The 25038-nt window shown below is 40.9% G+C and carries 17 protein-coding genes, 2 tRNA genes and 3 rRNA genes; 10 read left to right on the forward strand and 12 right to left on the reverse strand.

Annotated features, from left to right (window positions below; translation table 11 throughout):
• Window positions 1–147: 147 nt before the first annotated feature.
• Both HWV03_RS18960 and HWV03_RS18965 read left to right on the forward strand, forming a co-directional pair.
• Window positions 148–630: an SRPBCC family protein gene (locus HWV03_RS18960; protein ID WP_211677384.1), complete on the forward strand. Its 483-nt coding sequence runs from the start codon at window positions 148–150 to the stop codon at window positions 628–630.
• Window positions 631–1002: 372 nt separating this feature from the next.
• A complete protein-coding gene (locus HWV03_RS18965) occupies window positions 1003–2388 on the forward strand; it encodes a sodium-dependent transporter (protein ID WP_211677386.1) in 1386 nt (461 codons plus the stop codon).
• 88 nt (window positions 2389–2476) lie between these two features.
• On the opposite strand, the gene HWV03_RS18970 is transcribed toward HWV03_RS18965, so the two are convergent.
• Window positions 2477–3667, reverse strand: coding sequence for a hypothetical protein (locus HWV03_RS18970; RefSeq protein ID WP_211677388.1), 1191 nt, complete (start codon window positions 3665–3667; stop codon window positions 2477–2479).
• A 224-nt stretch (window positions 3668–3891) separates the two neighbouring features.
• Between HWV03_RS18970 and HWV03_RS18975 the strand changes: the two genes are divergently transcribed.
• Both HWV03_RS18975 and HWV03_RS18980 read left to right on the forward strand, forming a co-directional pair.
• Window positions 3892–4521, forward strand: coding sequence for a LysE family translocator (locus HWV03_RS18975; RefSeq protein WP_211677390.1), 630 nt, complete (start codon window positions 3892–3894; stop codon window positions 4519–4521).
• A gap of 129 nt (window positions 4522–4650) precedes the next feature.
• Window positions 4651–6084, forward strand: coding sequence for an FAD-dependent oxidoreductase (locus HWV03_RS18980; RefSeq protein ID WP_211677391.1), 1434 nt, complete (start codon window positions 4651–4653; stop codon window positions 6082–6084).
• A 1376-nt stretch (window positions 6085–7460) separates the two neighbouring features.
• Here HWV03_RS18980 and HWV03_RS18985 read toward each other — a convergent pair.
• From HWV03_RS18985 to gmhB, 6 genes are all read right to left on the reverse strand, one after another.
• A tRNA-Asp gene (locus tag HWV03_RS18985) sits at window positions 7461–7537 on the reverse strand.
• An 84-nt stretch (window positions 7538–7621) separates the two neighbouring features.
• A 5S ribosomal RNA gene (rrf, locus tag HWV03_RS18990) occupies window positions 7622–7737 on the reverse strand.
• A gap of 140 nt (window positions 7738–7877) precedes the next feature.
• A 23S ribosomal RNA gene (locus HWV03_RS18995) occupies window positions 7878–10769 on the reverse strand.
• A gap of 248 nt (window positions 10770–11017) precedes the next feature.
• Window positions 11018–11093 (reverse strand) — tRNA-Glu (locus HWV03_RS19000).
• Window positions 11094–11212: 119 nt separating this feature from the next.
• Window positions 11213–12757: ribosomal RNA gene (locus HWV03_RS19005) — 16S ribosomal RNA — on the reverse strand.
• The 16S, 23S and 5S rRNA genes sit together here with 2 tRNA genes alongside, the layout of an rRNA operon.
• Before the next feature lie 313 nt (window positions 12758–13070).
• Window positions 13071–13625: a D-glycero-beta-D-manno-heptose 1,7-bisphosphate 7-phosphatase gene (gene gmhB, locus HWV03_RS19010; RefSeq protein ID WP_211677393.1), complete on the reverse strand. Its 555-nt coding sequence runs from the start codon at window positions 13623–13625 to the stop codon at window positions 13071–13073.
• Between the two features lie 270 nt (window positions 13626–13895).
• Here gmhB and metN point away from each other — a divergent pair, with 270 nt between their 5' ends.
• The 6 genes from metN (at window position 13896) to HWV03_RS19040 (ending at window position 19284) form a co-directional block, all read left to right on the forward strand.
• A complete protein-coding gene (metN, locus tag HWV03_RS19015; protein WP_211677395.1) occupies window positions 13896–14930 on the forward strand; it encodes a methionine ABC transporter ATP-binding protein MetN in 1035 nt (344 codons plus the stop codon).
• The gene (locus HWV03_RS19020; RefSeq protein ID WP_211677397.1) at window positions 14920–15576 is read left to right on the forward strand and encodes a methionine ABC transporter permease; all 657 of its coding nucleotides are present in this window, start codon (window positions 14920–14922) and stop codon (window positions 15574–15576) included. The genes metN and HWV03_RS19020 overlap by 11 nt, the downstream gene beginning before the upstream one ends.
• A 31-nt stretch (window positions 15577–15607) precedes the next feature.
• Complete coding sequence (gene metQ, locus HWV03_RS19025) at window positions 15608–16414, forward strand: methionine ABC transporter substrate-binding lipoprotein MetQ (protein ID WP_211673014.1); 807 nt, start codon at window positions 15608–15610, stop codon at window positions 16412–16414.
• Window positions 16415–16564: 150 nt separating this feature from the next.
• On the forward strand, window positions 16565–17551 hold the full coding sequence (locus tag HWV03_RS19030; protein WP_211677399.1) for a hypothetical protein: 987 nt from the start codon (window positions 16565–16567) through the stop codon (window positions 17549–17551).
• Between the two features lie 137 nt (window positions 17552–17688).
• Complete coding sequence (locus HWV03_RS19035) at window positions 17689–18237, forward strand: YtfJ family protein (protein WP_211677401.1); 549 nt, start codon at window positions 17689–17691, stop codon at window positions 18235–18237.
• A 225-nt stretch (window positions 18238–18462) separates the two neighbouring features.
• Window positions 18463–19284: a TIGR03899 family protein gene (locus HWV03_RS19040; RefSeq protein ID WP_211677403.1), complete on the forward strand. Its 822-nt coding sequence runs from the start codon at window positions 18463–18465 to the stop codon at window positions 19282–19284.
• A 6-nt stretch (window positions 19285–19290) separates the two neighbouring features.
• On the opposite strand, the gene cysQ is transcribed toward HWV03_RS19040, so the two are convergent.
• From cysQ to cysD, 5 genes are read right to left on the reverse strand one after another with little or no spacing between them, the layout of a single operon-like run.
• Complete coding sequence (gene cysQ / locus HWV03_RS19045; RefSeq protein WP_211677405.1) at window positions 19291–20079, reverse strand: 3'(2'),5'-bisphosphate nucleotidase CysQ; 789 nt, start codon at window positions 20077–20079, stop codon at window positions 19291–19293.
• 58 nt (window positions 20080–20137) lie between these two features.
• The gene (gene cysC, locus HWV03_RS19050; protein WP_211677407.1) at window positions 20138–20773 is read right to left on the reverse strand and encodes an adenylyl-sulfate kinase; all 636 of its coding nucleotides are present in this window, start codon (window positions 20771–20773) and stop codon (window positions 20138–20140) included.
• A 7-nt stretch (window positions 20774–20780) separates the two neighbouring features.
• Window positions 20781–22511: an SLC13 family permease gene (locus HWV03_RS19055; protein ID WP_211677409.1), complete on the reverse strand. Its 1731-nt coding sequence runs from the start codon at window positions 22509–22511 to the stop codon at window positions 20781–20783.
• 9 nt (window positions 22512–22520) lie between these two features.
• Complete coding sequence (gene cysN, locus HWV03_RS19060) at window positions 22521–23942, reverse strand: sulfate adenylyltransferase subunit CysN (protein WP_211677411.1); 1422 nt, start codon at window positions 23940–23942, stop codon at window positions 22521–22523.
• Between the two features lie 15 nt (window positions 23943–23957).
• The gene (gene cysD / locus HWV03_RS19065; RefSeq protein ID WP_211673022.1) at window positions 23958–24866 is read right to left on the reverse strand and encodes a sulfate adenylyltransferase subunit CysD; all 909 of its coding nucleotides are present in this window, start codon (window positions 24864–24866) and stop codon (window positions 23958–23960) included.
• Window positions 24867–25038 lie beyond the last annotated feature (172 nt).

The following is a 25038-nucleotide window of genomic DNA, read 5'->3' on the forward strand; positions in this document are numbered from 1 at the left end:
TAAAACAGCCATAACACATACCCCAAAATTGATAGTTCATTCTTGACAACAATATTCATCTGTTGCAATGTAAGCGGCAGAAATTATACATCTAGCGCGTTAAGCCTAGAATATTTAACACTATTATTAAATAAAGGAACACTTGAAATGGCTTTCGACGTAAAAATTCAACTAAATAAAAAATTTACAGTGCCTGCAGATATAGATACCGTTTATAAGCTTTTAGCTGACGTTCCGGCTTCAACTAGCCATTTTCCAGATCTAGAGCATTTGATCGAAGAAGCTGCAAATACTTACCGTTGGGAAATGAAAAAAATTGGTCTAGGACCGATTCAACTTCAAACAATTTATGCATGCGAATATACCTGTGATGCAGCGAGTAAATCAATTGTTTGGGAACCTCGTGAAACAGCTAATAATAGTGCAAAAGTATCTGGTAAATGGATCATAACTGAGACTAGTACTGGTTGTGATATTAACTTATTAACAGATGCCGTAATTACAATTCCATTACCAAGTCTGGCTGGTATCGGTTTAAAACCAGTTGTTAAAGTTGAATTTGAAACATTAACAAATACTTACATCAAAAATTTAGCTAAAACATTATCGAAGGTAGCTGCGACAGCTTAATTCGATTCTCGATATAATAAGCTAAAAAATCACAATGAATCTGAACTGGGACGCCAATTCAGGTTCATTGCGTTTCCTCCCCCCTCTAGATTATGCCCCTACTTGCTTTAGAATAAAAAACAAACAATCAACAGTTCATTAACTCAAATACAGTAAAAAAACGCAATATACAGCACACGCTTAAAATATAAGCATTTAATACCAAAATTAAAGAAATACACGAAGCTTTAAACCTCAAAACACAAACAATCAAGCGTTAACTAAATAAATAACTGCCATTTTAGAGTTATCATCTGATTAAAGTCCTTATCCCGGTGTTTTTAATATGTTATTAGTATGTACATAACTATATACATAACCCAGGATGGGAAAATGACAACAAGCACAACAATTGACAATCGCTGGTCTAGCGAATTTAAATACGTACTTGCAGCAGCTGGCGCGGCTGTAGGTTTAGGTAACCTTTGGAAGTTCCCCTACATCATGGGCGAAAATGGTGGTGGTGCATTCGTTCTTGTCTACCTATTTTGTATTCTACTAATCGGTATTCCTGTCATGATGGCAGAAGTAATGATTGGTAAACGCTCTCGTACATCACCAGCTAATGCTTCAGCTACGATTGCAAAAGAGTCTGGCGGTTCAAGCATTTGGTCTCTACTGGGTGCATCAGGTGTTATTGCAGGTTCATTAATTTTAAGTTTTTATATCGTCATTGCAGGTTGGGCAGCAGCTTACATCTTCTTTGGTATCGGTGGTGACTTCCTTGCAACCGCAGGTTCTGAAATTTCTCATAAAGATGAAATTGGAGCGCTATTCACCGGGTTAATTACAGATACAACACAGTTGATCATATGGGCTTCAATTACCATCGTCGCTGCAATGTTAGTATTAATTCGTGGTGTTAATGCCGGTCTCGAAAAAGCCGTTACTTACCTAATGCCATCATTGCTTGTCTTATTGATGATTATCATGGTTTACGCCGCTGCAACAGGTAACTTTGGTGAAGCAGCACAATTCATGTTTTCGCCAGATTTCTCAAAATTATCTATTGATGGTGTATTAACAGCGCTAGGACACGCATTTTTCACCCTAAGTTTATCATCAGGCATCATGATGATTTACGGTACATATATGCCTGAAGGTACGTCAATCGCGAAAACATCTATCTGGATCGCGATCATGGATACAGCGGTTGCGCTTATCGCAGGTATGGCTATCTTCCCTATCGTGTTTGCTAATGGTATGGAGCCTTCTGCGGGTCCTGGTCTACTATTCGTGTCATTACCTATCGCGTTTGGTCAAATGCCATTAGGTAGTTTGTTTGGTACGCTATTCTTCATAATGGTGACATTTGCTGCATTCACATCCGTGATAGCACTTCTTGAATCACCAGTAGCCTACTTGAACGAACGCCTTGGCTTAAGCCGTACTAAAGCAACAATCACAGCGGGCTGTACTATTTGGGGTCTATCACTACTAACAGTATTCTCACTCAGTGGTGCACCTTGGGCTCAAGATGTTGTGATGGGCCTGAACTTCTTTGATGCATTAGATAAGCTAACAGCAAACATCATGCTACCACTTGCCGGTCTATTCACTGCGGTATTAGTCGGTTGGGTTGTAAATGAAAAAATCACTCGTGAAGAGTTTGGTTTATCAGAAGTGGCTTATAAAGCGGTTATGTTCTGTCTACGTTACTTGTCACCAGTAGCAATTGCAATCGTGTTCTTGCAAGCTATAGGTTTAATTAGCCTTTAATAAATAATAAATACTAAAAAGGCTTCAATTATTGAAGCCTTTTTTATTTCTATGCTTTGATCCTTAATGACTAAAGATGCACTAAGCGCTAGCCAAAGATTGCTCTAATTAACAGCATTACTTCTGTTGCACTTTTACCTTTTTCAACTTCAATAATCATAGAATCTCGTTTACCTTGCAAGTAAGCAGGTAATCCTGGTTCTGCAAGTAAACGATCTACCGCTTCTGTTGCGCTTTCTTTAGTACGCTTTTGACGAACAGCACCCGCTGTACGAGTACGGCCACCCGCTGTACTACGAACAACCATTGGCTTGTTTTTCAATTTTAAATAATTTGATTTAGCAGCGAAATCTTTATCCACAAAAAAGAACAGATCAAATAACACGACACGGTTATTCCATAGCTCAAGTTCCGTTGCATCTTCTGGCTGTGCCGATTTAAACCATGGTTGACGATGAATCGCTTCAATGATATCAACCCAGTAACGTGTAAAGTCTGTTGCATTTAGTTTAACAAGACCAAAACCTTGGCAAAGTGCATCTACTTTTGATGCTGTTAATACCATGAATACATCAGGTCGGCGCATCGCCAATAAACGAGTCGCAACAAACAAACCTGCTTTGCCTTTATCTAAGGTAGCAAAAGCCGCTGTATAACGTTTTACAAACTCTTTATAATCAGCTTCGCTCACTTCGCCTTCTAACGGGATCGCAGCTAAAGCGTCATCAAGAAGAGATGGAGTATGTTGCAATAACTCGTGGAAGCCTTTTGAACCACGTGTACTACCAAATAGTTCAACATCAAAATCAAATTTTGTAGGTACGTGCGCAGATAAGTGTTTACCTGCAAATGCGAGGCGTTCAAGATCTGACATATCCGCTAACGTACTTATACGTAATGAGCTGATATAGTTTAATAAGCGAAGACGTTCATCTAATGCTTGGCGATCAGCTTGATCAAGCATAAAGTTTTTTAGGAAAGGCCAAGGTGTTATACGTGACGTTTTAACCTGACGGCAAGTGATCGACTTTTCTAATAACTGCAATAATTTTTGTAACGGTTTTTCATGTTTTGCATCAAGCAATTCCATATTAATACCGTAACGCGCGTAATTGTATAATTCATTACACCAGCCAAGAAAATCTTCAGGTCGGTTCGTCACTTTAACAGCCATTAAATTCAGGCTTATTTCAGTAACATAATCTACGATTTGATCATACTGTGCAGTTTCAACATCAGATAATCGCATGTCTTGTGGAGAGGTAATAAATTTTATCATTAAAGCGTCATTCCAGTCTAAATTCTAAATACAATTGCTGTGATTGATAAGTATAGGCTTAAGGATTAATTTTTAAACCTATACTTGGCTAAATTTAAAAATGAATGGCTTGATCAAGTTCACAAAGTTAAAAACGGCTAATTTATATTCATTCAACAATAGAATACAGAAAACTTCTTGAATGATATATTACTCAGCTTCATCTAATTAACTAAGTTTATATAATGTCCGCCATCGATTTACAGCTTTTAGCACTTTTTATCCCTACATTTTTCTTCGTTTCTATTACACCCGGTATGTGTATGACATTATCGATGACATTAGGCATGACGATTGGCGTAAAGCGCAGTCTGCACATGATGTGGGGAGAGTTATTCGGCGTAGGCTTGGTTGCTATTCTGGCAGTTATTGGTGTAGCAACGATTATGCTGAAATACCCTAGCGCATTTTCAGCCCTTAAATTCCTCGGTGGTAGCTACCTTATTTACCTTGGTATTCAAATGTGGCGATCAAAGGGTAAACTCGCTATTTCTGATAGCCTAGGGCCTGAAAGCACAGTGAAGCCAATTCAATTAGCCAGCCAAGGCTTTGTGACTGCGATCGCGAACCCAAAAGGTTGGGTATTTATGATCTCGCTATTACCGCCTTTTATTAACCCTACCCAAGCATTAACACCACAGCTATCCGTACTCGTGGCTATTATTCTGATTACTGAATTTAGCTGTTTATTAATGTATGCGAGCGGTGGACAAACATTGCGTCTTTTTTTACAGAAAAGTAATAATGTCCGCTTACTCAATAAAATCGCAGGCTCACTGATGGTCTTTGTCGGGATCTGGTTAGCAACGGGATAAAGTTCATGCGAATACGAAAGGCTCAGCGCTATTTAGCAGTATAAATACACTTTAACTAAAAATAAGTTTCATTCAAGTATAAATAATTGGCATAATAAGTCATCTAATTATTTATACGTTGCGAAGAAAATGATCAATAACGTACCGTCTACTTTAAAATCAAAACGCATTGCGGTTATCGGCGGTGGTATCGCTGGTAGTACTATCGCACTGCGTTTAGCTGGGTTAGACATAAATGTGACCTTATTTGAAGAAGGGGTTAGCTTAGTCAATGGCCCACCAGTATGTCATTTACATGCTGGCGGCAACCTTTACCCTGACATTTCCGACGAGCAATGCCTTACGTTATTAGAACAGTCAATCGCGACAATGAAGATCTATCCGCACTGCATTAATAAGCGTCCAACCGTCATTGCAATCCCTCAACGCGATGCCAGTAACATAGAAAAATTATTACCACGACTTGAATTGTTAACTCAACATTACAAAGCGTTAATTCAAGCCGATGAAAGTAATAAAGTACTCGGTGACCCCGATGATTATTATCAAATGTTTACCCGCAGCGACATTGAACGATTAAAACATGAATCACAACAGCAGGAGATAACTCGATTTTCGGATTGGATGATCCCGCTTGCTAAAACACTTGATCTCGATTCAGTTAAATTCCCATTATTGATGGTTCAAGAGTACGGTTTAAGTTTATTCCGTATCGCAGCAAGTACAGAACTGAGTTTGAATGCCTCAACGTCTTGCAACTTACTGGTTAACAACAAAGTGATAAACGTTGCTTACACTGCGGATAAGACTTGGTTAATCACACATGCTGAAAACGATAAGCAGACAACAACCGAAGTTGATTATTTAATTAATGCTTGTGGTTATAGAACAGGCATTATTGATGACATGGCAGATACACCAAAAGAACGAATGGTTGAATTTAAGGCTGCCTACATTACGCATTGGGAACAAAGTGAACGTTGGCCTGAAGTTGTCTTTCACGGCGAACGAGGGACACCCGAAGGTATGGCGCAATTAACACCTTACCCTGATGGCTATTTCCAATTACACGGAATGACTGAAGAGATCACGTTATTTAAAAATGGCTTAGCTAAGAGTACCGATGACAGTGCCCAACCTAAGCTCGATAAAAGCTTCATCAACAAGCTCGTTCAAGGTTGGAATAAAGAAGAGTCTGATAGCCGAACGAAAAAAGCGATTCACCATATCAGTCATTTTATCCCTAGCTTTAACAACGCAGTAACCGCAGGAAGGCCATTATTCGGTGCGCAACAAATACCTGGTAATGATGTATCTCTACGCGCTTATGACGTCTCTTTTGAAGGGCAGCAATATGCTAGAGCCGAAATAGTTAAAGCATCGTCAGCACTCACAGTAGCAGATCAAATTATACATAAACTATTTGATTACTCACATGAGCAATTAACAGAGTGCCGTAATGTTAATGCAAGTTTTACGGCTTTATCTGAAAGTGATATCAATAGACTCGCTTGCGAGATTGCCCACGATAGAAATTACCCAACATCACTTGCTAAGATCTGATGATCGTTAGCAGCCAGGGATGGCTGTCGATTGCATCGTACAATCTATGTTTTATCTTCAACCGAATTTCGTTGTTGTTGGCGGAGTCGACGGGACTCGAACCCGCGAAGCCTTCGGCAGCGTGACAGGACGCCTTTTTTAAGTAAACAGTCTAACCAACTGAACGACCGCTCCGAACAATCTGTATTCTTGTATCCTGAATTTCAGGCACAAAAAAAGCCTCTATTTCTAACAAAAAGTTTTCGATTCAGGCTTTCGTTGTTGTTGGCGGAGTGCCGGGACTCGAACCCACGAAGCCTTCGGCAGCGTGACAGGCCGCCTTTTTAGGTAAACAGTCTAACCAACTGAACGACCGCTCCGAACAATCTGTATTCTTGTATCCTGAATTTCAGGCACAAAAAAGCCTCTATTTCTAACAAAAAGTTTTCGATTCAGGCTTTCGTTGTTGTTGGCGGAGTGGACGGCTTTCTACAAACCACAACCCGCGATCCCCGGCGTGACAGGCCGCTTATGCTTTTATAAAGAGTCTCACCAACTGAATAGACTCATACGAACGAGCGCTCCGCACAATCTGCTCAATACTTATCACTGAATTTCAGGCACAAAAAAAGCCTCTATTTCTAACAAAAAGTTTTCGATTCAGGCTTTCGTTGTTGTTGGCGGAGTGCCGGGACTCGAACCCACGAAGCCTTCGGCAGCGTGACAGGCCGCCTTTTTTAGGTAAACAGTCTAACCAACTGAACGACCACTCCGAACAATCTGTATTCTTGTATCCTGAATTTCAGGCACAAAAAAAGCCTCTATTTCTAACAAAAAGTTTTCGATTCAGGCTTTCGTTGTTGTTGGCGGAGTGCCGGGACTCGAACCCACGAAGCCTTCGGCAGCGTGACAGGCCGCCTTTTTTAGGTAAACAGTCTAACCAACTGAACGACCACTCCGAACAATCTGTATTCTTGTATCCTGAATTTCAGGCACAAAAAAAGCCTCTATTTCTAACAAAAAGTTTTCGATTCAGGCTTTCGTTGTTGTTGGCGGAGTGCCGGGACTAGAACCCGCGAAGCCTTCGGCAGCGTGACAGGCCGCCTTTTTTAGGTAAAGAGTCTAACCAACTGAACGACAACTCCGAACAATCTGTATTTTTTGTATCCTGAATTTCAGGCACAAAAAAAGCCTGAATCTTTCGATTCAGGCTTTCGTTGTTGTTGGCGGAGTGCCGGGACTAGAACCCGCGAAGCCTTCGGCAGCGTGACAGGCCGCCTTTTTTAGGTAAAGAGTCTAACCAACTGAACGACCACCCCGAACAATCTGTATTTTTGTATCCTGAATTTCAGGCACAAAAAAAGCCTGAATCTTTCGATTCAGGCTTTCGTTGTTGTTGGCGGAGTGGACGGGACTCGAACCCGCGACCCCCGGCGTGACAGGCCGGTATTCTAACCAACTGAACTACCACTCCGCACAATCTGTGCTAATGTTTCCATCAGTCTATTCTTTATACAAGGTATAAAACCTTGATTGTAGTCTTTCGACTCAATTTGGCGCTTGGCGATGCCCTACTCTCACATGGGGAAGCCCCACACTACCATCGGCGTTATTACGTTTCACTACTGAGTTCGGAATGGGATCAGGTGGTACCGCAACACTATGGTCACCAAGCAAATTTGGTTTGCTTTCAAGTTGTATCTTTAAAATCTGAAAAGCTATAAATAAAGAAGTCTTTAAAACCTATCTTTCGATAAATAGTAGTGTTCAATCTATTCTTAAGTCGTATTTCAATTAATCATACTTTAATTTGTATGGTTAAGCCTCACGGGTAATTAGTACAAGTTAGCTCAATGCCTCACAGCACTTACACACCTTGCCTATCAACGTTGTAGTCTCCAACGGCCCTTCAGGGGACTTAAAGTCCCAGTGAGAACTCATCTCGAGGCCTGCTTCCCGCTTAGATGCTTTCAGCGGTTATCAGTTCCGAACTTAGCTACCGGGCAATGCTATTGGCATAACAACCCGAACACCAGTGGTTCGTCCACTCCGGTCCTCTCGTACTAGGAGCAGCTCCTCTCAATTCTCAAACGCCCACGGCAGATAGGGACCGAACTGTCTCACGACGTTCTAAACCCAGCTCGCGTACCACTTTAAATGGCGAACAGCCATACCCTTGGGACCAACTTCAGCCCCAGGATGTGATGAGCCGACATCGAGGTGCCAAACACCGCCGTCGATATGAACTCTTGGGCGGTATCAGCCTGTTATCCCCGGAGTACCTTTTATCCGTTGAGCGATGGCCCTTCCATTCAGAACCACCGGATCACTAAGACCTACTTTCGTACCTGCTCGACGTGTCTGTCTCGCAGTTAAGCTGGCTTATGCCTTTGCACTAACCACATGATGTCCAACCATGTTTAGCCAACCTTCGTGCTCCTCCGTTACTCTTTGGGAGGAGACCGCCCCAGTCAAACTACCCACCAGACACTGTCCGCAATCCCGATAAGGGACCTACGTTAGAACATCAAACGTACAAGGGTGGTATTTCAAGGTTGACTCCACATCATCTAGCGACAATGCTTCAACGTCTCCCACCTATCCTACACATGTAGGTTCAATGTTCAGTGCCAAGCTATAGTAAAGGTTCACGGGGTCTTTCCGTCTAGCCGCGGGTACACTGCATCTTAACAGCGATTTCAATTTCACTGAGTCTCGGGTGGAGACAGCGTGGCCATCATTACGCCATTCGTGCAGGTCGGAACTTACCCGACAAGGAATTTCGCTACCTTAGGACCGTTATAGTTACGGCCGCCGTTTACCGGGGCTTCGATCATGAGCTTCGACCTAAGTCTAACCCAATCAATTAACCTTCCGGCACCGGGCAGGCGTCACACCGTATACGTCATCTTTCGATTTTGCACAGTGCTGTGTTTTTAATAAACAGTTGCAGCCACCATTTCTCTGCGACCGACAATAGCTTACGGAGCAAGTCCTTCACCATCATCGGCGTACCTTCTCCCGAAGTTACGGTACCATTTTGCCTAGTTCCTTCACCCGAGTTCTCTCAAGCGCCTTAGTATTCTCTACCTAACCACCTGTGTCGGTTTGGGGTACGATTCTCTTATATCTGAAGCTTAGAGGTTTTTCCTGGAAGCCGGGTATCAACTACTTCATCTCCGTAGAGACTCGTCATCAGCTCTCAGCCTTAATGTGCGCCCGGATTTACCTAAGCACACAGCCTACAACCTTAAACATGGACAACCATCGCCATGCTAGCCTAACCTTCTCCGTCACCCCATCGCAATATAAGTGAGTACAGGAATATTAACCTGTTTCCCATCGACTACGCCTTTCGGCCTCGCCTTAGGGGTCGACTCACCCTGCCCCGATTAACGTTGGACAGGAACCCTTGGTCTTTCGGCGTGGAGGTTTTTCACCCCCATTATCGTTACTCATGTCAACATTCGCACTTCTGATACCTCCAGCAAGCTTCTCAACTCACCTTCGACGGCTTACAGAACGCTCCTCTACCATGCAAGAACAAGTCTTGCATCCGTAGCTTCGGTGGTATGTTTAGCCCCGTTAAATCTTCCGCGCAGACCGACTCGACCAGTGAGCTATTACGCTTTCTTTAAAAGATGGCTGCTTCTAAGCCAACTTCCTGGCTGTCTGAGCCTTTCCACATCGTTTCCCACTTAACATACACTTTGGGACCTTAGCTGACGGTCTGGGTTGTTTCCCTTTCCACGACGGACGTTAGCACCCGCCGTGTGTCTCCCGCGATTGAACTTATTGGTATTCGGAGTTTGCAAAGGGTTGGTAAGTCGGGATGACCCCCTAGCCTTAACAGTGCTCTACCCCCAATAGTTAGACGCGAGGCGCTACCTAAATAGCTTTCGAGGAGAACCAGCTATCTCCCGGTTTGATTGGCCTTTCACCCCCAGCCACAAGTCATCCGCTAATTTTTCAACATTAGTCGGTTCGGTCCTCCAGTTGATGTTACTCAACCTTCAACCTGCCCATGGCTAGATCACCGGGTTTCGGGTCTAATCCCAGCAACTATTCGCGCAGTTAACACTCGGTTTCCCTACGGCTCCGCTATTCGCTTAACCTTGCTACTGAAATTAAGTCGTTGACCCATTATACAAAAGGTACGCAGTCACAGAACAAGTCTGCTCCCACTGCTTGTACGTATACGGTTTCAGGTTCTATTTCACTCCCCTCACAGGGGTTCTTTTCGCCTTTCCCTCACGGTACTGGTTCACTATCGGTCAGTCAGTAGTATTTAGCCTTGGAAGATGGTCCTCCCATATTCAAACAGCATATCACGTGTGCCGTCCTACTCGATTTCACAGTAAGGTCGTTTTCATGTACGGGACTATCACCCTGTATCGTGAAACTTTCCAGAATCTTCCACTAACTTCCAAACTGCTTAAGGGCTAGACCCCGTTCGCTCGCCGCTACTAAGGGTATCTCTATTGATTTCTTTTCCTCGGGGTACTTAGATGTTTCAGTTCTCCCGGTTCGCTTCGCAACGCTATGTATTCACGTTACGATACTCTACAAAGTAGAGTGGGTTCCCCCATTCGGAAATCTGTGGATTAACGCTTTTTATCAACTCCCCACAGCTTAACGCAGATTAACACGTCCTTCATCGCCTCTGACTGCCTAGGCATCCACCGTATACGCTTAGTCACTTAACCATACAATCTAAAGTCGACCGTACAATTGAAATAACTAGGTATTATCTAGTTTTTTTCGCCTCAAGAATACTCAAGAACACTATATTGTTATTGCCGAAGCAATAACGTGTTTTAAGAACTTCTTTATTTATTCAGCTTTCCAAATTTTTAAAGAGCAATTTGCTAAAAAGCAAAGATAAGCATTCGCTGCTTAGCTTTGATTTTTAATCAGAAAGAAAAAATACTCCATCTTCCTTACAGAAGAAAGATGGTATCCCGTACGAGATTTGAACTCGTGTTACCGCCGTGAAAGGGCGGTGTCCTAGGCCTCTAGACGAACGGGACACTATTTACTTTCTACGTTTGGATTTCATCCCAAACGTTGTCTTATTTTCATAAGACTGTCTTTAACGTTTCTATTCAAGCAATTTGTGTGGGCACTTACAAAAATTAACAACTTTACGTAAGGAGGTGATCCAGCCCCAGGTTCCCCTAGGGCTACCTTGTTACGACTTCACCCCAGTCATGAACCACACCGTGGTCATCGCCCTCCCGAAGGTTAAGCTAATGACTTCTGGTGCAGCCCACTCCCATGGTGTGACGGGCGGTGTGTACAAGGCCCGGGAACGTATTCACCGTGACATTCTGATTCACGATTACTAGCGATTCCGACTTCATGGGGTCGAGTTGCAGACCCCAATCCGGACTACGACGCACTTTATGGGATTCGCTTACCATTGCTGGTTTGCAGCCCTTTGTATGCGCCATTGTAGCACGTGTGTAGCCCTACTCGTAAGGGCCATGATGACTTGACGTCGTCCCCACCTTCCTCCGGTTTATCACCGGCAGTCTCCTTAGAGTTCCCACCATTACGTGCTGGCAAATAAGGATAAGGGTTGCGCTCGTTGCGGGACTTAACCCAACATTTCACAACACGAGCTGACGACAGCCATGCAGCACCTGTCTCATAGTTCCCGAAGGCACCAATTCATCTCTGAAAAGTTCTATGGATGTCAAGAGTAGGTAAGGTTCTTCGCGTTGCATCGAATTAAACCACATGCTCCACCGCTTGTGCGGGCCCCCGTCAATTCATTTGAGTTTTAACCTTGCGGCCGTACTCCCCAGGCGGTCTACTTAATGCGTTAGCTTAAGAGCCCAGTTCTCAAGGAACCAAACTCCGAGTAGACATCGTTTACGGCGTGGACTACCGGGGTATCTAATCCCGTTTGCTACCCACGCTTTCGCATCTGAGCGTCAGTTACTTGCCAGGTGGCCGCCTTCGCCACTGGTATTCCTTCAGATCTCTACGCATTTCACCGCTACACCTGAAATTCTACCACCCTCTCAAGAACTCTAGTTTGCCAGTTCGAAATGCAGTTCCCAGGTTGAGCCCGGGGCTTTCACATCTCGCTTAACAAACCGCCTGCATGCGCTTTACGCCCAGTAATTCCGATTAACGCTTGCACCCTCCGTATTACCGCGGCTGCTGGCACGGAGTTAGCCGGTGCTTCTTCTGCGAGTAACGTCACAGCAGTAGAGTATTAATCTACTGCCTTTCCTCCTCGCTGAAAGTACTTTACAACCCTAAGGCCTTCTTCATACACGCGGTATGGCTGCATCAGGGTTTCCCCCATTGTGCAATATTCCCCACTGCTGCCTCCCGTAGGAGTCTGGACCGTGTCTCAGTTCCAGTGTGGCTGATCATCCTCTCAGACCAGCTAGGGATCGTCGCCTTGGTGAGCTCTTACCTCACCAACAAGCTAATCCCACTTGGGCTCATCTAGTCGCGAGAGCTTTCAAGAAGAGGCCCCCTTTCACCCGTAGGTCGTATGCGGTATTAGCAGTCGTTTCCAACTGTTGTCCCCCTCGACTAGGCAGATTCCCAAGCATTACTCACCCGTCCGCCGCTCGACGCCAGAATAGCAAGCTATTCTTCGTTTCCGCTCGACTTGCATGTGTTAAGCCTACCGCCAGCGTTCAATCTGAGCCATGATCAAACTCTTCAATTAAAAGTTTTTTGACTAATCAACGACGTTGATTAAGTCGGCTCAATGAATTCTGTACTTCAACAACAAACCGAGGTTTGTTGTTTATAAAACCAAATCTTTCGATTTAATTTAATGTTCACAATTACATTGATATAATTTTTGGTCATTATATCTCTGCAAGTGCTCACACAGATTGCTTGAATAAATTGTTAAAGAACATACTGAGCGGCTGCTGCCGTGTCAGTGGGGTGGATTATAGAGAACTACGTTTTATTGGCAAGACTTTTCCTTAAAAAAAACGCAACTGCTCAAATAACAACCAACAAGTGTCGATTTAGTCGTTAACTATCGTTTTAGCCGCAGATAATAGGTCTATAAACACAGCATCTGCTGCTTCTGCACCTTTTTCACATAGCACTTTACCCGTCGACACCAAATAATTGGCTTTGAGCTGTGATTTTTGACCAGCCTGAATATCAGATAGTTTATCACCCACTAAATACGAGTTAGCAAAATCAATATCTAGATCTTTACCTGCACTATCTAACATCCCTGTATTTGGCTTACGACATAAACAATCTTGCTTATAATCACCAATACCTTTTTCGGGATGATGAGGACAATAATAAATACCATCAAGATCGACACCCCGATCGGCAAGTGACCAATCCATCCATTCCGTGAGCGTCATAAATTCATCTTCAGTATAATAACCTCGTGCAATACCAGACTGATTTGTTATTACAACTAATAGATAACCATGCGCCTTCAATAATTGCATTGCTTCAATGCTGCCATCAATGAATTCAAAATCATCAATTTTTGAAACATAACCTTTATCTTTATTAATCACACCATCACGGTCTAAGAACACAGCTGCAGTTGCCACTATTATTACCTTTATTATCAATCATTCTAATTGCACATTATTTCACGTCATAAAAATTACGCAATCCATACCTTTTACATGTAAATGTAAACCTAAGCAATTAAAACTACCTCAATAGAAATAAAACACGGTTTAGCCATCTAGATGTAAAAAAGGCCATTGACTTTGGGCAACTAAATAACTAGCATATGTATCCAGTTGTTACTCATAAATGAAGAATTAATATCTAATCTTATATATCAATTTTTACTTTTCGTTTTAGGCGTTGAAATGATTAAATTAACAAATATAAATAAAATATTTGAAACTACAGACAAACCTGTTTATGCCTTGAAAGACGTTAACCTAAACGTCGAAAAAGGTGAGATATTCGGTGTTATAGGTTCATCAGGTGCGGGTAAAAGTACCCTTATTCGTTGTGTAAACTTACTTGAAACTCCAACATCGGGATCAATTCAGCTTGATGGCGTTGAACTAACTCAACTAAATAAAGCAGAACTATGTACTGCACGACGCCAAATCGGCATGATATTTCAACATTTCAATTTATTATCGTCTCGAACTGTATTTGATAATGTAGCATTACCGCTGGAATTAGCAGGTATTGATAAAGCCGAGATCAATAGCAAAATTACACCACTGCTTGAGTTAGTTGGCTTATCAACAAAACATAAAGCTTACCCTTCGGAATTAAGTGGCGGTCAAAAACAGCGTGTGGCGATTGCGCGTGCATTAGCTTCAGAACCTAAAGTACTGCTGTGCGATGAAGCAACATCAGCACTAGACCCGAGTACAACAAAATCAATTTTAGAACTATTAAAAAATATTAATGCACGACTAGGCCTGACGATTCTACTTATCACGCACGAAATGGAAGTGGTTAAAAATATCTGCCATAAAGTTGCGATCATTGATAAAGGCGAATTGATTGAACAAAATACGGTAGCGAAGTTCTTTGCTAATCCAGAAACAGAATTAGCACAAATATTTATTGAAGCAACGATAAACCTAGAAATTCCTGATGAGTATAAACAACGATTATCGTTAAATAGGAAAGAAAACTCAACGCCATTAGTACGTCTTGGCTTCACTGGTAACAGTGTTGACTCAGCCGTTATTTCAGAAGTAAGTCGTACATTAAATGTTGATGTGAATATTTTAAGTGCCGATATTGAATTTGCCGGCGGCATCAAGTTCGGTTATATGCTTGCCGAACTTATTGGTAATAAAGAAAACACTCTTGCAGCCAAAGCATTTTTCCAACAACACGCAGTTAATGTAGAGGTTATCGGTTATGTCGACTGATCAAATGATTAATTTACTTTTTACCGCAACGATTGAAACACTCGAGATGGTCGGTATTGCCGCTGCAATTGCATGTTTACTGGGTATGCCAACAGGCATCCTATTGCATGTAACAAAAACCAACGGTATTTTAGAAAATAAAAAATTAAATAATGTATTAAGTGTGATTGTAAATGTAGGTCGTTCAGTACCTTTCATTATTTTACTTGTTGCAATCATTCCTTTTACACGCCTGATTGTCGGCTCATCAATCGGCACTGGCGCAATGATCGTTCCACTAACAGTTGCTTCAATCCCTTTTATTGCTCGATTAATTGAAGGTGCATTATTAGATGTGCCAGCAGGGCTAGTCGAAGCAGCGCAAACAATGGGCGCGACACCACTACAAATTATAATGAAAGTGTTAATCCCAGAAGCAATGCCAGGAATTATTAATAGCATCACAATCACGTTAGTAACACTTGTAAACTACTCAGCAATGGCGGGTACTGTCGGCGGCGGCGGCCTAGGCGATGTTGGTATTCAGCATGGTTACATTGGCTTTAACCCTACTATTATTCTAATTACAGTAATCTTACTGGTGATCATCGTACAAGTTATTCAATCAGTCGGTGAACGCTTAATAAGTAAAGTCGACCACAGATAATAAATTTTAACAACTCAAGGAAATATTAATCATGGAATTTTCACTAAAGAAATTAGTATCAGTAACAGCAATTGCATCAAGTGTGTTATTAAGTGCATGTAGTGGCGACAAAGACTCAACAGTATTAAAAGTGGGCGCAATGGCTGGCCCTGAAGCGGAAGTCATTGAGATTGCAAAGAAAATTGCTAAAGAGAAATACGATCTAGACATTGAAATAGTCACCTTTACGGATTATGTAACACCAAACCGAGCACTTGAAGAAGGCAGTATTGATGTAAATGCTTTCCAACATAAACCTTATCTAGATGCACAAATCGAACAACGTGGTTACGATATTACAGCAGTAGCAAACACATTTGTTTATCCAATTGCGGCATACTCAGCATCAATCAAGCGTGTTGACGAGCTTAAAGAAGGTAATAAAATTGCAGTACCAAATGATCCAACTAACCTAGGGCGCTCATTATTATTACTTGAGCAACAAGGTATCATCGCACTTAAAGCTGGCGCGGGTATTAAAGCTACAGAATTAGACATTACTGCGAATCCATTTGGTGTTGAGATTATAAAATTAGAAGCTGCGCTATTAGCGCGTAACTTACAAGACGTAACAATAGCGGTTATCAACACCACATTTGCAACTAAGATTGGTTTATCGCCAACTAAAGACGGCATCTTCGTGGAAAATAAAGAATCTCCATACGTAAATTTAATTGTTGCTCGTAACGACAATAAAGATTCAGAGAAAGTAAAACAATTCATCGCGGCATTCCAAACTCAAGAAGTGTATGACGAAGCTAAAAAACTATTTAACAATTCAATCGTAAAGGGCTGGTAATCAGCTGTTACGCAAACGACCTGTGCGATAACAGGTCTAAATAGTTATAATAAGGTGTGGTTGGTAACAAAATTTATTCTGTATTATTTTTGATATCAATCACATTTTCTACCAAGCTTAGTGAATAGCTCATCATCAGAGATTCATTAAATGCCCAACTCTTTATTGAACAACGTATCTCTGTGGCCTTCTATAACCACAAGCATAATGATTTTCCTTTCTGTACCGGTAATGGCCTCTCTCTCTGGTGATACAGATGAACGCAATAATCTTTCGTCTTCGCCCCTAATCAACTTACCGAACAATGAAATAAATTCATTTTCGATTAATTGGCAATGGACTGATAGCAAAGGAAAGAGCTTAAAGATAAAATCATTTTTTGATACCGATATTGTTGAAACATCATTATTAGACAGTTATAAATTGTCCTTTTCATTGAGTTATCCAATCAAAGCGATTCATACCTACTTAACGCCAAGACTCGAATTTGCTATCGACCGTATTAATTTCTACACTCCAAATGATCAAGAAAAAATAAAAGACATACAATACGCATTTACCAATAAAGACAAAAGTAATGCCTCACAATTATTTTGGCAGGCCTACAATCAATATCAAAACGATGCCTTTTATCACTTAAAAATAACCCCTTGCGTGCATCCAGATGATGAAGATTTACCTTGCGTTAGACCGAATTATTCTCAACTTTTTTATGAGTATAGGGCATACCTAAAAGATATTGCGACACAACTTGCCAACCAGCAGTCAGTTAACTCAGCTGTCAAAAATGCACAGCATTGGGTTTATGCTATCCCAGACAGAGAAGAGCATAAGAATAGTTTCTTCTCTCCAATTAGCGTCTTAAAAAGCAATGAAGCAGACAGTGATGAAAAAGCCCTATTATTAGCGACACTGATTAGTCAACTCGCACCTGAATATGAACTTTTCATGCTTTATCCATCAGACAGTATTGGTAGTGTGTCACCCGTATGGCTAACCATTGATAGTAAAAGCGGCATAAAAGGCCAACAAATCATAATTAATCAAAATCAATATACTGTCATATTAGGGTCAAAAGTAAAATTAGATAAAATATTATCGTCTGACACAGAATTGATTAGTGAATCATTATATTGACCACAATATTTGTATTTTAGTAATAAAAATCCTTGAAAATAGAATAATATATGAAAATAATATAACTCGATATGGCTGGTTAATAGACTATCGGCTTAAACATTCACATTAATTTCATATTTAAAAGGATAAAAATAATGAAAAAAATACTGACGGCTATTACGCTATCACTCGCCTCTTTTGTCGCTTTAAGCCATAACCTCACGTTGGGAGATAATGTTCCCCAAGTTACAATCAAAGATAAAGGTTATGTTGCTCTAGTCGAAGGTGAATTCGAATACCGCCAGTGGTCTACTGCCGAGTTACATAATAAGGTTATTTTAATTCAGCATATTGCAGGGCGCACATCAGCTAAGGAATTAAATGAGCCAATGATTGATGCATTGAAAAAATCTGATTTCCCATTCGAGAAATACAATACTGCTACGCTAGTTAATTTAGACGAAGCGATTTGGGGTACTGGTGCGATAGTCGCGAGTCAATTGAGATCAAACAAAGAAGAATTTCCCGATGCAATCTTTGTTCTTGATGAAGACGGTGATATTCGTAATAAGTGGGGTCTAACAGAAAAAAGTTCTGCGATCATTTTATTAGATCAAGCAGGCAAGATTTTATATGTTAAAGACGGTGAGATGAATCCAACAGAGATCGAGACTGTGATTGGTCTTATCAATGCCTATATATAATATTAATATCTAAATAGCCTTCAAAACCTTAGATATACCATACGAAGGACGAGTAGAAGTAGACTTTTTATTACCGAACTCGTCCAAATAACTTTAAAATATAAACTAGTATAAAAATATCCTCGCTAGCCAGCAATTTTACATATCAAAACAATACATTCAGGCCTATATCAGGTATAAATAAAGCTTATTACCCTTAATCTGAATACACGGCTAGGTTTTGCTATGTCTGGAAATGATACCAGTATAAATAAAGTTGAATCGAATATTTTAAACAGTATTCAACAATTAAGAAAAGTCTCTAAAGATAGAGGCATTGACGGTATGTTAACAGTAAACAAGCACACCACATTTGAACACAGAGCAATCCAACGTGTTAATCAAGAACAAATAAAACAACAACAAAATTTAGAAAGCATTGTCGTTCGCGCCAATAATTTTTGTGACGATGTCACCAGCGAAGTGATTGACCCAGATTGGCTCAGTGCTTTTATGTCAATGGCAAAAGATATTTCAGGGCCGCATATGCAAACATTATGGGGTAAAATTTTTGCGTTAGAATTAAGCCATTCCGGCAGTTTCTCAGTAAAGTCACTGCGCACACTCAATCAAATGACCCAACGTGAAGCTCAAATGTTTCAGTCTGCCTGTAACTTAAGTTCTCAAGTAGGTTATGACACTAACCGTAAAATTATTCTTAACTGCCAAAATAATAACAAAAGTTTCTTATTATTTAATAAACCGCAATTTAAATCGATTAACTTAGGTCGACACAAACTACCTTATAGCAGCTTTTTAACCTTATCTGAATTGGGATTAATTCATAACAATGAATTAGAAATGGTCAATCTCCCACGAGATAAAGACTTACCGATAAGCTACGGGGAAGAGAAATTAACGGTAAAAGTAAAAAGCAGTTCATCAAGAGTGAAGTATTATCGCTTTACTAATATTGGTGATGAGCTGGCTAAGCTCATCCCTCATGAGAATAACCATGAATATTTTTCTGAGCTAACCAGCCATTTACATAACGCATTTAGTTTTTAAGCACTACTATTTAGCGACAACAAAAAACGGGTTTAATACTGATTCCTGGTGGTTATACAATAAAGGCGAACCATCAAGTTGTACTACTTTTGCACCAGCCGCACAAGCAACAGCATGTCCAGCACCAGTATCCCACCAACAAGTGGGGCCTAATCGTGGATAACAATGCGCACTCCCTTCAGCAATCAAACAAAACTTCAATGAACTACCAACCGGTATAATATCTGTTTCTTTATAACGTGCTAAATACAATGCCATTTCAGGACTTGCATGAGAACGGGAACCGACCACTTTAACAGTTTCATGATTAGGAACTGGTAATGCAGCTAACTTAACGGTTTCGCCACCATGTAATAAAAAAGCGCCGTCAGTATTCGTATAATAGAGCTTATCTAATACAGGTGCATAGACAACACCTAATATAGGTTGCTGATTGTGGATCAAGGCGATATTAACGGTAAACTCACCATTACGTTTAATAAACTCTTTAGTGCCATCGAGCGGATCAACAAGCCAAAATGTTTGCCATTGCTTTCGCTCATCCCAAGGGATATTTGCGCCTTCTTCCGACAAAATTGGGATATCAGGTGTGATAGTGAGTAAGCTAGCAACAATAATGTCATTAGCTGCAATGTCGGCTTCTGTCACTGGTGAGTTATCATCTTTGGTATCAACCTTAAAATCGCGCTGATAAATAGTTAATATTTCTTGTCCCGCTGCAACAGCAATATCATTAACCTGACTGACTAAATGATCGATTAAACTCTCTATTGAACTCTCTATTGAACTATCCATTTATTCGCTACGACTCCTTTACTTACAAACGATTTTTATAAAAAATTACTTATAAAAATTACTTAATATGACCTTGCTGTGAAAGATAAGTCACTATCTGTTGAACTGAGGTTGATACTGGATTATTCCCATTATCTAAGTACAGTTCTGGTTTATTTGGTGCTTCGTAAACAGAATCAATACCGGTAAAATTCTTGATCTCACCTGCCCGCGCTTTTTTATAAAGTCCCTTCGGATCACGCTGCTCACAAACCGTAAGGTCCGCATCGACATGTATTTCGATAAACTCACTGTCACCCAATAATGAACGAACTAAATCACGCTCTTGACGGTGTGGGGAAATAAAGGCAGTTAATACAATAACACCTGCATCAACCATTAACTTCGCCACTTCTCCCACTCTGCGAATATTTTCTTTACGGTCATCATCGCTAAACCCCAGATCGCCACATAAACCAAAACGCACATTATCGCCGTCTAACAAGTACGTATGATAACCCGCTTTATGTAATTCATTCTCTAATGCGCCCGCCACTGTCGACTTGCCAGAGCCACTTAAGCCCGTAAACCACAATACACAGGGTTGCTGTTGTTTATTCGCTGCTCTTGCTGCTTTATCTACAGTATGTTTATGCCACACGATGTTTTCAGTCGCTGCTGTATCAGCATTACTTTCATTAATAATTCTTGTCATTACATGCTCACAAATAAAATGGGAATACATATGGAATCATTACTAATACCATAGAGGAATAAGCAATCGATGTCGGAACACCGAGTTTAAGGTAGTCAGATAGCGCATAATTTCCTGCACTATAAACCATTAGATTGGTTTGATAACCGTAAGGCGAAATAAAGCTGGCACTAGCACCAAAGATAACCGCCATGATGAAAGGTAATTCACTCACCCCATAACTTTGTGCCAAGCTAAATGCAATTGGGAATGCCAATGCAGCAGCGGCATTATTGGTGATTAATTCACTTAATAATAATGTTGCAAAATAAGTAGCAATAAACGCAGCCAATACCCCCCAGCCATTAAAAGCCTGTATTAAAGATCCCGCTAATAAGTCTGAAACACCACTGGTTTGTAGCATGTTCGATAGCGCTAATGCACTACCTACGACAATCCAAAGATCAAGGGGCAAACGTCTACGGATCTCTTGTAAGGATAAAGTACCACTCATGCAAAGAAGTAATACGAATATAACTAAACCTTTTAATAACGGTAATGTGCCCGTTAGTGCTAAAGCAATCGTGCCAACAAATCCAGCTAATACGCCAATACTACGTTTATCACTTAAACGTGTGGCAGCATCTAAACCACTGACAACGACAAAATCACGACTCAAATCTTTACTGTTTTTAAACTCGGCTCCCGGTGCTAATAATAAGGTATCGCCAGCACGTAAACGCACATTACCTAAGCCTCCGCGTAAAGGACTATGCCCACGGCGAATAGCTACTACCACAGAATCAAAATGTTCTCTGAATTTACTTTCTTTTAAGGTTAAGCCATTTAATTTTGAAGAATGACTGACGATCACTTCAACAAGATGTTGACCATTCAGTTCACCTTGACCAAATAACTTCAGCCCTTTAATATCTTGCAGTACTCCGACAGAATCAACGTCACCACAAAACAGAAGTTGATCATTCGCTTGTAATACTTCGCCTGGGCAGACGGGACAAATCACGTCACCATTTCGCTGTATTTCGGCAAGGTATAACTGTTTTAGCGCACGTAAATTGTTTTCAGCAATGGTTTTTCCAACCAGGTTTGAATTAGGTTTTACACGTGCTTCTAAAAAATAGACTAATTCTTCACTCTCATCTTGGGTATGGTCGGGTAACCTATGGCTCATGGTAATAAGTACAATCATACCAGCAGCAAAACCAGCTAAACCGATAATCGAAAATTCAAAAAAGCCCAATGAGGGAAGCCCTGCATCAACCACAAAACTATTCACAATCAGATTTGTCGATGTACCAATTAGCGTCAGTGTGCCACCAAAGATCGCAGCATAGGAAAGTGGAATAAGTAATTTAGTGGGTGCATGGGTATTGTTACGCTTCACTGCACCAATTAACGACGCAACAACAGCGGTATTATTGGTAAAAGAAGAGAGTAAAGCCGTAGAAATACCGAGTTTAGCCACCACAACCGTAAAACGGCCCGTGGATAACTGCCGTCCTATCCAGCTAATTAGACGCGTTTTTTCAATCGTAATCGAAATAAGTAATAATAAAATTAATGTGATAAGAGAAGGATTAGTAAATCCAGCCATGACTTGAGGCATTTCAATAAAACCAGACAAGTAAGCTAAAATAACCATCCCACCAAATAAACTCGACGGTCGAAACTTACCAGAGATAAGTAAGCCAATGAAGATCACCAGTGAGACTAAAATACTTCCCTGTATCACATTCATAACAACATCCTACAGCTTGCTAATATCGATAGCTTGCCATTGTGGGAAGTGTTTACGCACCAAGGCATTCAACTCTACTTCAAACTCACTAAACTCATGAGAGTGAGTACTTCCCTTCATATCAAGTACTTGGTCAATCATACCCGCACCGACCGTCACATTAGTTAAACGATCGATAACAATAAAGCTACCTGTATCAGCTACATCTTGATATTTATCTACAGGCACAACTTCAGTAAGTGTTAACTCACATAAACCAATTTCATTCAATGAAAGCTCTGTAGATGCTGACTCTTCTAAAGTGTTTACATCTATTTTATTACGGATTAGCCTAAACTGACCTGTGGTTTTCTTACTCGATAATTTGATATCATATTGACGATCTATTTGTAATGCTTGGTCTGACATCCACACTACATTCGCCAAAAATGAATCTGATAATTTAGGTTGCTCAGCAACAGCAACGAGAATATCACCACGGCTCACATCGATTTCGTCAGTAAGTGTTAATGTTATCGCTTGATCTTGATGCGCAGAGGCTAGCTCACCATCAAAAGTAACTATCGATTTAACTGTACTTGACTTACCTGATGGCAACGCAACAACTTCATCACCGACACTGATTTTACCTGCTGCGATAGTACCGGCAAAGCCGCGGAAGTCGAGGTTAGGACGATTCACATATTGCACAGGTAAACGGAATGGTTTATCAAGAGCCTCATCGGATGTATCAACAGCCTCTAAACACTCCAATAATGTACGACCTTTAAACCAAGGTGTTTGCGTCGATCGCTCTACAACGTTATCACCGAGTAATGCTGATAATGGCGTGAATTCAATGGTAATGTCATTAAGCTTTTCGGTAAAACCTAAGTATTCTTCTTTAATTTCTTCAAAACGCTGTTCAGAGAAATCAACGAGATCCATTTTATTAACAGCCACAACAAAATGTTTAATACCCAGTAATGACGCAATATACGAATGACGTTTAGTTTGCGTTAATACTCCTTTACGTGCATCAATTAAGATCACCGCAAGATCACACGTTGAAGCACCTGTTGCCATATTACGCGTGTATTCTTCATGCCCCGGTGTATCAGCAATAATAAATTTGCGTGTTGATGTAGAGAAATAGCGGTATGCCACATCAATCGTAATTCCCTGCTCACGCTCAGCAGCAAGTCCATCAACTAATAACGCTAAATCAACCGCTTCACCTGTTGTACCTGACTTCTGGCTATCAACATGCAATGCAGCAAGTTGATCTTCATAGATCTGATGTGAGTCATGCAATAAGCGACCAATAAGGCTACTTTTACCATCATCAACGCTACCACAGGTTAAAAAACGCAATAGGCTTTTATGCTGCTGTTGATGTAAGTAGGTTTCAATGTCTGTTTGTGCTAATTCATTTGCTATTTGAGTGTTCATCTACCCTGCTCCTACCTAGAAATAACCTTGACGTTTCTTTTGCTCCATTGAAGCTGAAGAATCATGGTCAATCATACGTCCTTGTCGTTCACTGCTTGTCGCCAGTAACATTTCTTCAATAATTTCAGGCAATGTTAATGCTTCAGATTCCACAGCACCTGTTAATGGGTAACAACCAAGAGTTCTAAAACGAACCATTTTTTCTTCGATCTGCTCACCTTCTCGTAACTTCATACGATCATCATCAACCATGATCAACGCACCATCACGTTCAACAACAGGACGTTTTGCAGCAAGATAAAGTGGTACAATTTCAATTTGTTCTTGGTAGATATATTGCCAAATATCCAGTTCGGTCCAGTTCGATAATGGGAAAACACGAATGCTTTCACCTTTGTTTACCTGACCATTGTAAGTGCGCCACAATTCCGGGCGTTGATTTTTCGGGTCCCAACGATGGTTCTTATCACGGAATGAATAAACACGTTCTTTAGCACGTGATTTTTCTTCATCACGTCGTGCGCCGCCAAATGCCGCATCAAAACCGTATTTGTCCAGCGCCTGTTTAAGACCTTGGGTTTTCATTATATCGGTGTGCTTTGAGCTGCCGTGATCAAATGGACTACAGCCCATTGCAATCCCTTCAGGATTTTTGTGTACTAACAGATCAAAGCCGTATTTCGCAACCGTCTTGTCACGAAACTCAATCATTTCGCGAAACTTCCAGTTAGTATCAACATGCAATAATGGAAATGGGATTTTACCTGGGTAAAAAGCCTTACGAGCTAGGTGTAGCATCACAGACGAGTCTTTACCGATTGAATACATCATTACCGGATTATCAAACTCTGCCGCAACTTCCCTGATTATGTGGATACTTTCAGCTTCCAGCTGTTTAAGGTGGGTCAACCTCTGTTGATTCATCTTCTACTCCATCAGACCAAATTGGATAATTTCATATCGTTTGGATCAATATAGCCCTTTTACTTATAACCGCCAAAGAACATAAACTGATTTTTAATAACTTTTAGGAATATAGAAAGGTGAGAGATAAATTATAGAAAGATAAATAAAATTATCACATGAATTGAAAGCA

This window comes from Moritella sp. 36 (genome assembly GCF_018219415.1).
Classification (GTDB): Bacteria; Pseudomonadota; Gammaproteobacteria; order Enterobacterales; family Moritellaceae; genus Moritella.